Origin of the sequence: Mycobacterium sp. (assembly GCF_019243155.1) — a bacterium.
GTDB lineage: Bacteria > Actinomycetota > Actinomycetes > Mycobacteriales > Mycobacteriaceae > Mycobacterium.
In genome coordinates this window covers 1-8,295 of record NZ_JAFAUS010000246.1, presented here as the reverse complement: position 1 = coordinate 8,295, position 8,295 = coordinate 1, and the positions used below count along the sequence as shown (strand labels likewise).

Below are 8,295 nucleotides of genomic sequence, written 5' to 3'. Positions count from 1 at the left end.
GGTCGAGACCTCGACCAGCGCCTCGTCGACCGAAACCGAATCACCGACCTTCTTGAGCCAGCGGGTTACCGTGCCCTCGGTCACGGACTCGCCCAGTTCGGGCATCAGCACGGGCGTCGCGGACCCGCCGCCGGAACTCTGCGGCGCGGGCTCGGGCTGGGCTTCCTGCTGGGGCGCGGGTTCGGGTTCGGGTTCTGGCTGGGGCGCCGGCGCTGCTTCGGCCTGTGGCTCCGGCTGGCTCGGGGGCTGCGCGGCCGGCGCTGATCCGTCGCTGCCGTCGGCGGAGTCCCCGATCAGGGCCAGGTCGCCGCCCACCTCAACGGTGTCGTCCTCCTGGGCGATGATCTTGGTCAGCACGCCCGCGGCGGGCGAGGGGATTTCGGTGTCGACCTTGTCGGTCGACACCTCGACGAGGGGCTCGTCAAGTTCGACCGTGTCGCCTTCCTGCTTGAGCCAGCGGGTGACCGTCCCTTCGGTGACGCTTTCACCGAGTGCCGGCATCTGGACGGAGAAGGCCATCTCTTTTGACTCCTCGATCGCTCGTGGGTCGGGGCAGGTCGAACATCTCGCTTGCGGAAGCGCAAGCTTTGGGAAGTGCACGTGCAATCCAAAACTATCCTGTCACTGCTCCTCGGCCGGCACACATCCAGGGCGGACCGTGCGCGGCTGCCAGGCGGGCGCGAACCCGCTTGCTACCGTGTGGCCACTGCAGTCAAAGCGGGGAGGTCGGATGCCGACGTCAGAACAGCAATTCGTCGACAGCGCCGACGGCGTGCGCATCGCGGTCTATGAGGACGGCAATCCCGACGGACCGACCGTCGTCCTGGTGCACGGCTTTCCCGACTCCCACGTGCTGTGGGACGGCGTGGTCCCGTTGCTTGCTGAGCGGTTTCGAATCATCCGTTACGACAACCGCGGTGTCGGGCTCTCGTCGGCGCCGAAGGCGGTGTCGGCGTACGCCATGGCCCGGTTCGCCGATGACTTCGCCGCCGTCACCGCCGAGCTGAGCCCAGGGGCTCCGGTGCACGTGCTGGCCCACGACTGGGGCTCGGTGGGCATCTGGGAGTACCTGAAGCGTCCCGGCGCCGGCGACCGCGTTGCCTCCTTCACGTCGGTGTCAGGCCCGAGTCAGGACCAGCTGGTCGAGTACATCTTCAGCGGTCTGCGCCAACCGTGGCGTCCGCGCAGGTTCGCCCGCTCGGTCAGTCAGGCCCTGCGGTTCACCTACATGGCGCTGTTGTCGATCCCGGTGCTGGCGCCGCTGGTGCTGCGGTTGCTGCTGTCGGTCCCGGCGCTGCGGCGCAACGCGGTCGACAACATCGCCGACGAGCTGATCCATCACTCGCCGACCCTGGCCGCCGACGCCGCCCGGTCGATAAAGACGTACCCCGCCAACTACTTTCGCGCGTTCTCCCGGCGCCGTGAGGCGCCGGGCATCATCGATGTGCCGGTGCAACTCATCGTCAACACCCGGGACAAGTTCGTGCGGCCGTACGGATACGACGAGACCGGACGCTGGGTGCCGCGGCTGTGGCGCCGCGACATCAGGGCCGGGCATTTCTCGCCGATGTCGCACCCGCAGGTGATGGCGGCCGCGGTGCACGAATTCGCCGACCTGGCCGACGGCCGGGAACCCAGCCGCGCGCTGCTGCGCGCGCAGGTGGGGCGGCCCCGAGGCTCCTTCGGCGACACTCTGGTGTCGGTCACCGGCGCCGGCAGCGGAATCGGCCGCGAGACCGCGATTGCGTTCGCCCGAGAGGGGGCCGAGCTGGTGATCAGCGACATCGACGAGGCGGCCGTCAAGGCCACGGCGGCCGAGATCGTCACCCGCGGCGGCGTCGCGCACGCCTATGTGCTCGACGTGTCCGACGCCGACGCGGTCGAGGCGTATGCCGAACAGGTCAGCACCGAGCACGGCGTCCCCGACATCGTCGTCAACAACGCGGGTATCGGGCAGGCGGGGCGCTTCCTGGACACCCCGGCCGAGCAGTTCGACCGGGTGCTCGACGTCAACCTGGGCGGCATGGTGAACGGCTGCCGGTCGTTCGGGCGACGGTTGGTCGAGCGCGGCACCGGCGGCTACATCGTGAACGTGTCGTCGATGGCCGCCTACGCCCCGTTTCAGTCGTTGAACGCCTACTGCACGTCAAAAGCGGCGACCTACATGTTCTCCGACTGCCTGCGCGCCGAACTCGACGCCGCTGACGTCGGCCTGACCACGATCTGCCCCGGCGTCATCGACACGAACATCATCAACACCACCCGCTTCGACGCCCCGGCCGGAAAGCAATCGAAGCAGGTCGACGGCCGGCGCGGACAGCTCGGAAAGATGTTCGCGTTAAGGCATTACGGCCCGGACAAGGTCGCCAACGCGATTCTGTCCTCGGTCAAGAAGAAGAAGCCGATCCGGCCGGTGGCGCCGGAAGCCTATGCGCTGTACGGACTTTCCCGTGTCGCGCCGCAGGGATTACGCAATGCGGCGCGTATGCGCGTGATCTGACACGGCTCAGGTGGTCGAGATCGCCCCTCGACGCCCGGTTAGCAACACCCCGCCTATCGCGATGATCCCCAGCACGGTCAGCGGTATCGTCCACGCCCGTCGAGTGCCCACCGACGACTGGCATTGCGCGACGTAATCGGTGTGCGGAACGATCTGATTGAGGATCGGAACGTTGGCCACGCTTGTCTCGTTCGCGCTTCTGGCGGCGGAAAGATCAGTCGCGACGGCGTTTCCGCATCCGACGGAATGGCCGTTGCTATCCGAAATCGACACCGGCACCAGCAGGCCGATCACCCCGGCCAGCAACAGAACGGCGCCTACACCGAGGATCAACCTTCGCACCGTCATGACTTCGCCTTTCGTTGTTGAAGATTTCGACCGCTAGCAGATTAGCCACGTACACCCGCGGCAAAACGCGAAGTTCATTGGGTATCGCCTTTCAATGTGGGTATCCGCCGCATCAGTCGGGACGCATCGGTTCCAGAACTGAAAGGACATCGGGTGATCACTGCGACACGGGAGGTGGCCGCGCCCTGCGAGCGCGTGTGGGAGGTGCTGGCGCAGGGCTGGACCTACACCCAGTGGGTGGTGGGTAACAGCCGCATGCGCGCGGTCGACTCGAATTGGCCGGAGCCTGGCGCCACGATCAGGCACTCGATCGGGATCTGGCCGTTGGTGATCAACGATGCGACGGTGGCCGAGGAATGCGACCCACCGCACAAACTGGTGCTACTCGCCCGCCTGGGCCCGATGGGTGCCGCGCGGATAACGCTGCTACTGCAGGAGACCCCGCAGGGCTGCCGGGTGGAGATGATCGAAGTGCCTGTGAAAGGGCCGATGAGTCTCATCCCGAATTCCATCGCGTTGGCCGCGGCCTACCCGCGCAATCGCGAGTGCCTGTGGCGGTTGGGGGCTCTTGCCGAGCATCGGAAGCCAAGCCAGGTGACGTGATCGTGCGGGACGTCGCCGATGCCATCGTCATCGGTGCGGGGCACCATGGGCTGGTCGCCGCCTCGATGCTGGCCGACGCCGGATGGGACGTGCTGGTGCTCGAAGCCCAACCGGAACCGGGCGGTGCGGTTCGCAGCGCGGAACTGACACCGGGCTACATCACCGATCTGTTCAGCTCGTTCTACCCGATGACGGTTGCATCTCCGGCCATGGCGGCGCTGCACTTGGAGGACCACGGCTTGCGATGGTCCCGCGCGCCGGCTGTGGTGGCTCATCCACGCAGCGCGACCGACGATGACCCGCCGATCATTTACAGCGACCCGTCCCGCACCGCAGCGGAATTGGCGCGCCGAGAGCCCGCCGATGGCGAAAACTGGTGGCGCGCAGTGGATTTGTGGCAGAAGGTCAAGACGCCGTTGCTCGATGCCATGTTGTCGCCCTTCCCCCCGGTGCGCCCGCTGCTGCGGCTCTTGCGCAAACTCGGCACGGCGGAGGCCCTCAGGCTCGCGCGCCTGCTGGTCGAGCCCGCCAACATCATGGCCAAGCACCTGTTCGACGGCGAGGCCCCGCGAGTCCTGTTGCTGGGCAATGCCATGCACGCCGACGTTCCGCCCGACGCGCCGATCAGCGGCGCCATGGGTTTCCTGATGACGATGCTCGCCCAGGACTGCGGCTGGCCGGTGCCCGTCGGCGGCTCCGGTCAACTCACCGCTGCCCTGGTGAACCGCGCGCGCTCGGCCGGCGCGCAGATCGAGTGCAACCAGACGGTCTCCCGCATCCACGTTCGCGGCGGCCGGGCGGTCGGGGTGACGACGGACGAGGGCCGCACGGTGCGGGCGCGTCGTGCGATCGTGGCCGACGTGACGGCACCGCGGCTGTTCTGCGACATGCTGCCTGCGGATGTACTGCCGCCCAACCTGCTTCGTGATCTCGAACGGTATGAGTGGGATCCGCCGGTGGTGAAGGTCAACTATGCGCTGAACGGCCCCATCCCGTGGCGGGCGAAGGCCTTGCGGGGTGTGGGCACGGTCCACTTGGGAGCCGACGGCGACGGGCTGGTGCGCTGGATGGCCGACCTGAACACCCGAGTCGTGCCCGAGCATCCGTTCATGCTGCTGGGCCAGACCACAACGGCCGACCCCAGCAGGTCGCCGGCGGGCACCGAAAGTGTCTGGGCGTACACGCATTTGCCGCGCTACGTGGCCGACGACGCGTCGGCCGAGCGCCTCGCCGCGGCAGTCGACCGGGTCATCGAGGAGCATGCACCGGGTTTCGGCGCGGCGGTGATCGACCGGTTCGTGCAGCGCCCGTCGGACTTGGAGGCCAGCGACGCCAACCTGCACCTGGGCGCGCTCAACGGTGGAACGGCGCAACTGCCGCAAATGCTGGTCTTTCGTCCCGCGCCCGGGATGGGCCGAGCCGAAACCCCGGTGCGCGGTTTATATCTGGGCAGCGCGTCGGCAACGCCGGGAGGTTCCGTACACGGCGCCTGCGGTCGCAATGCGGCCGTTGCCGCGCTTGCTGCCCACGGTGTGACGGGCTGGCCCCGCCGCGCGATGACCCGAGCCGCGACTTCGCTGCTGACGAAGTAGCGATCGCTTAACCGTTTTCAGCTATGTCCTCGAGCACGGCGAACATGGTGCGGGTCGGCACGCCGGTGGCGCCCTTGGGGGTGTAGCCCCAAGGACTGCCGGTGTTGTACGCCGGGCCGGCCACGTCGAGGTGGGCCCAGCTCACCCCGTCGGCGACGAACTCGCGCAGGAACACCCCGGCCACCAGCATGCCGGCGAAGCGCTGCCCGCTGATGTTGGACAGGTCGGCCACCGTGGACTTCAGGTCGTCCTTGAGGTCGTCGGGCAGCGGCATCGGCCAACCGTTCTCGCCCGCACGCTGCGAGATCGCGGCAACCCGGTCGCGGAACTCCTCGCTGCCCATCACGCCGGGGATCCGGGCGCCCAGCGCCACCGTCTGAGCACCGGTCAGCGTGGAGGTCTCGATCAGATAGTCCGGGTTGTCCTCGCACGCCCGCACGATGGCGTCGGCCAGGATGAGCCGGCCCTCGGCGTCGGTGTTCTGTACCTCGACCGTGATGCCGCCGTACTGCGTCAGCACGTCGCCCGGGCGCTGCGCGGTCGCGGACGGCATGTTCTCGGCCATCGGCACGGTCGCGATCACGTCGATCGGCAGCTCGAGCTGCGCGGCCAGCGTCACCGTGGCGATCACGGCGGCGGCCCCGCCCATGTCGGAGGTCATGTGGTGCATCCCCGCCGCCGGCTTGATCGAGATACCGCCGGTGTCGAAGGTGACGCCCTTGCCGACGAGCGCGACCTTCTTGGCCTGCTTCGATCTCTTCGCGAGCTTGGACCCGCGGTGGATCAGCCGCACCAACCGCGGCGGCCGGGACGAGCCCTGCCCGACGCCGACAATCCCGCCGTAGCCGCCCTTCTGCAGCGCCTTATCATCGAGCACCTCCACTTCGAGGCCGACTGATTCACCCAAAGCCCTTGCACGCTTGGCGAATTCGGCGGGGAACAGGTGGCTCGGCGGAGTGTTGACGAAGTCGCGGGCGGTGGCCACCGCGGTCGCGACCGCGGCGCCGTGCGCGGCCTCTTTCTTGGCCTCCTTCGAGGAGGCGAGCACCGTGATCTTGCTTAGCCCTTTGTCTTTCGGCGCGGTCTTCTCGGTGCGGAAATCGGTGAACCGGTAGCTGCCAAGGATCAGGCCCTCCACGGCGGCCGAGCAGAGGCCCTCGCCCGGCAACTCACCCAGCGTGGTGAACACCGCCTCGGCGGGACCGAGCGATCGAGCGGCCACGCCCGATGCGCGGCGGACCGTGTCGGCCGGCCACTCGTCGCGGGGCTTGCCCAGGCCGACCGTGAGCACGCTCGACACCGGCAGCGACGGCACCACCAGCCGGTGCACCTGTTCGGCGCCACCGGTGGCCTCCAGCGCCCGCAGGGCGGATTCGATTTCGGTGACCGCGTCGGCGGGCAGCCCAGAGTCGAGTGACGCAACCTTGGCGCCCGGCTTGTCATCGTCGCCGGTAGAGACGACCGGGACGATCAGCACGGTGGACGCGGCGGCGCGGCGCGGTAGCGAGGAAGCGACACTAACGGACGGAGAGGCGTAACCGGGTTCTGTGCTCATCTGCAACACCCTAACGGCCCGTTAGTCGTGGCTGATTAGGGTGAAGTGTCGTGAGTAACGCAGCCGAGCTCCTCCACGGACCGCTAGAAGACTCCCACCGCCAATTGGGGGCCAGTTTCGCCGAGTTCGGCGGCTGGTTGATGCCCGTCTCCTACGCCGGCACCGTCAGCGAGCACAAGGCGACCCGCAACGCCGTCGGCCTGTTCGACGTCAGCCACCTCGGCAAGGCCCTGGTCCGCGGACCGGGCGCGGCGGAGTTCGTCAACTCCGCGCTCAGCAACGACCTGAACCGCATCGGGCCGGGCAAGGCGCAATACACGTTGTGCTGCACCGAATCCGGCGGGGTCATCGACGATCTGATCGCCTATTACGTCAGCGACGACGAGATCTTCCTGGTGCCCAACGCGGCGAACACCGCGGCGGTCGTCGAGGCGCTGGCCGAAGCCGCCCCGGCGGGGCTGACGATCACCAACCAGCATCGCTCGTATGCGGTGCTGGCCGTGCAGGGACCGCGATCGGCGGACGTGCTCGGCGAGCTGGGTCTGCCCGCCGACATGGATTACATGGGCTACGCCGACGCCACGTACTCTCAGGTGCCCGTGCGCGTCTGCCGGACCGGATACACCGGCGAGCACGGCTACGAGCTGCTGCCGCCGTGGAAGTCCGCGGGCGTGGTGTTCGACGCACTGGCCGCCGCGGTCAAGGCCGCCGGCGGCGAGCCCGCCGGCCTGGGCGCCCGCGACACGCTGCGCACCGAGATGGGCTATCCGCTGCACGGGCACGAGCTGGCGCTCGACATTTCGCCGCTGCAGGCCCGATGCGGCTGGGCGATCGGCTGGAAAAAAGACGCGTTCTTCGGCCGGGACGCACTGCTGGCGGAGAAGGAAGCCGGACCGCGGCGGCTGCTGCGGGGCCTGCGAATGATCGGCCGTGGCGTCTTGCGTCCGGGGCTCACGGTGCTCGCCGGGGACAAGCCCGCCGGGGTCACCACATCTGGCACTTTCTCCCCGACGCTGCAGGTCGGCATTGCACTGGCGCTCATCGACACCGACGCCGGTATCGAGGATGGCCAGCAAATCACCGTCGACGTTCGTGGCCGTTCGGTCGAGTGCGAAGTCGTGAAGCCGCCTTTCGTCGATGCGAAAACCCGTTAGCCGCCCCCGCTTCGGGGGGCAAAAGCGGTTTCGCAGTCAGAGATACAATCGGCGCCATGACCAGCGGCTCCCTTGAGTTCAAGGTTTCCCGATCGGCGAACCCGTTACCGGACGCCGAACGTGAATCCATCCTGGCCGAGCCGGGTTTCGGCAAATACTTCACCGACCACATGGTGTCGATCGACTACGACGAAGCGCACGGTTGGCACAACGCGCGCGTCATCCCGTACGGACCGGTCGAATTGGACCCGTCGGCGATCGTGCTGCACTACGCGCAGGAAATCTTCGAAGGGCTCAAGGCGTACCGCTGGGCCGACGATTCGATCGTGTCGTTTCGGGCCGAGGCAAATGCCGCGCGACTCCAGTCGTCGGCGCGGCGGCTGGCGATTCCTGAACTGCCCGAGGAACTGTTCATGGGGTCGCTGTGCCAGCTGATCGCCGTGGACAGGGCCTGGGTGCCCGCCGCCGGCGGCGAGGCGGCGCTGTACCTGCGCCCCTTCGTCATCGCCACCGAGCCCGGGCTGGGGGTGCGGCCGTCAAAGA

Annotated in this window: 7 protein-coding genes and 1 pseudogene; 5 read left to right on the top strand and 3 right to left on the bottom strand. The window is 68.0% G+C overall.

From position 1 onward, the window contains the following. Positions 1-519 (bottom strand): biotin/lipoyl-containing protein (locus JOZ00_RS12175; RefSeq protein ID WP_293344157.1); only part of this gene is annotated, 519 nt, incomplete at its 3' end. Positions 520-730: 211 nt separating this feature from the next. Between JOZ00_RS12175 and JOZ00_RS12170 the strand changes: the two genes are divergently transcribed. Then, positions 731-2,500: an SDR family oxidoreductase gene (locus tag JOZ00_RS12170; RefSeq protein WP_293344155.1), complete on the top strand. Its 1,770-nt coding sequence runs from the start codon at positions 731-733 to the stop codon at positions 2,498-2,500. Positions 2,501-2,506: 6 nt separating this feature from the next. Here the strand turns inward: JOZ00_RS12170 and JOZ00_RS12165 are convergent, their stop codons facing one another. Next, positions 2,507-2,848: an aminopeptidase gene (locus JOZ00_RS12165; protein WP_293344153.1), complete on the bottom strand. Its 342-nt coding sequence runs from the start codon at positions 2,846-2,848 to the stop codon at positions 2,507-2,509. A gap of 153 nt (positions 2,849-3,001) precedes the next feature. On the opposite strand from JOZ00_RS12165, the gene JOZ00_RS12160 reads away from it, so the two are divergent. Together JOZ00_RS12160 and JOZ00_RS12155 are read left to right on the top strand one after the other, a co-directional pair. Continuing rightward, positions 3,002-3,451 carry an SRPBCC family protein gene (locus tag JOZ00_RS12160; RefSeq protein ID WP_293344151.1) on the top strand — a complete coding sequence of 150 codons (450 nt, stop codon included), beginning with the start codon at positions 3,002-3,004 and terminating at the stop codon, positions 3,449-3,451. Further along, entirely contained in the window at positions 3,448-5,043 is a 1,596-nt protein-coding gene (locus JOZ00_RS12155; protein WP_293344150.1) for an NAD(P)/FAD-dependent oxidoreductase, read from the top strand. Before JOZ00_RS12160 ends, JOZ00_RS12155 begins: the two co-directional genes overlap by 4 nt. 7 nt (positions 5,044-5,050) lie before the next feature. On the opposite strand, the gene JOZ00_RS12150 is transcribed toward JOZ00_RS12155, so the two are convergent. Next, positions 5,051-6,598: a leucyl aminopeptidase gene (locus tag JOZ00_RS12150; RefSeq protein WP_293344148.1), complete on the bottom strand. Its 1,548-nt coding sequence runs from the start codon at positions 6,596-6,598 to the stop codon at positions 5,051-5,053. 50 nt (positions 6,599-6,648) lie between these two features. Between JOZ00_RS12150 and gcvT the strand changes: the two genes are divergently transcribed. Next, complete coding sequence (gcvT, locus tag JOZ00_RS12145; protein ID WP_293344146.1) at positions 6,649-7,752, top strand: glycine cleavage system aminomethyltransferase GcvT; 1,104 nt, start codon at positions 6,649-6,651, stop codon at positions 7,750-7,752. Between the two features lie 56 nt (positions 7,753-7,808). Continuing rightward, positions 7,809-8,295, top strand: a pseudogene (locus tag JOZ00_RS12140) (branched chain amino acid aminotransferase); the annotation flags it as partial.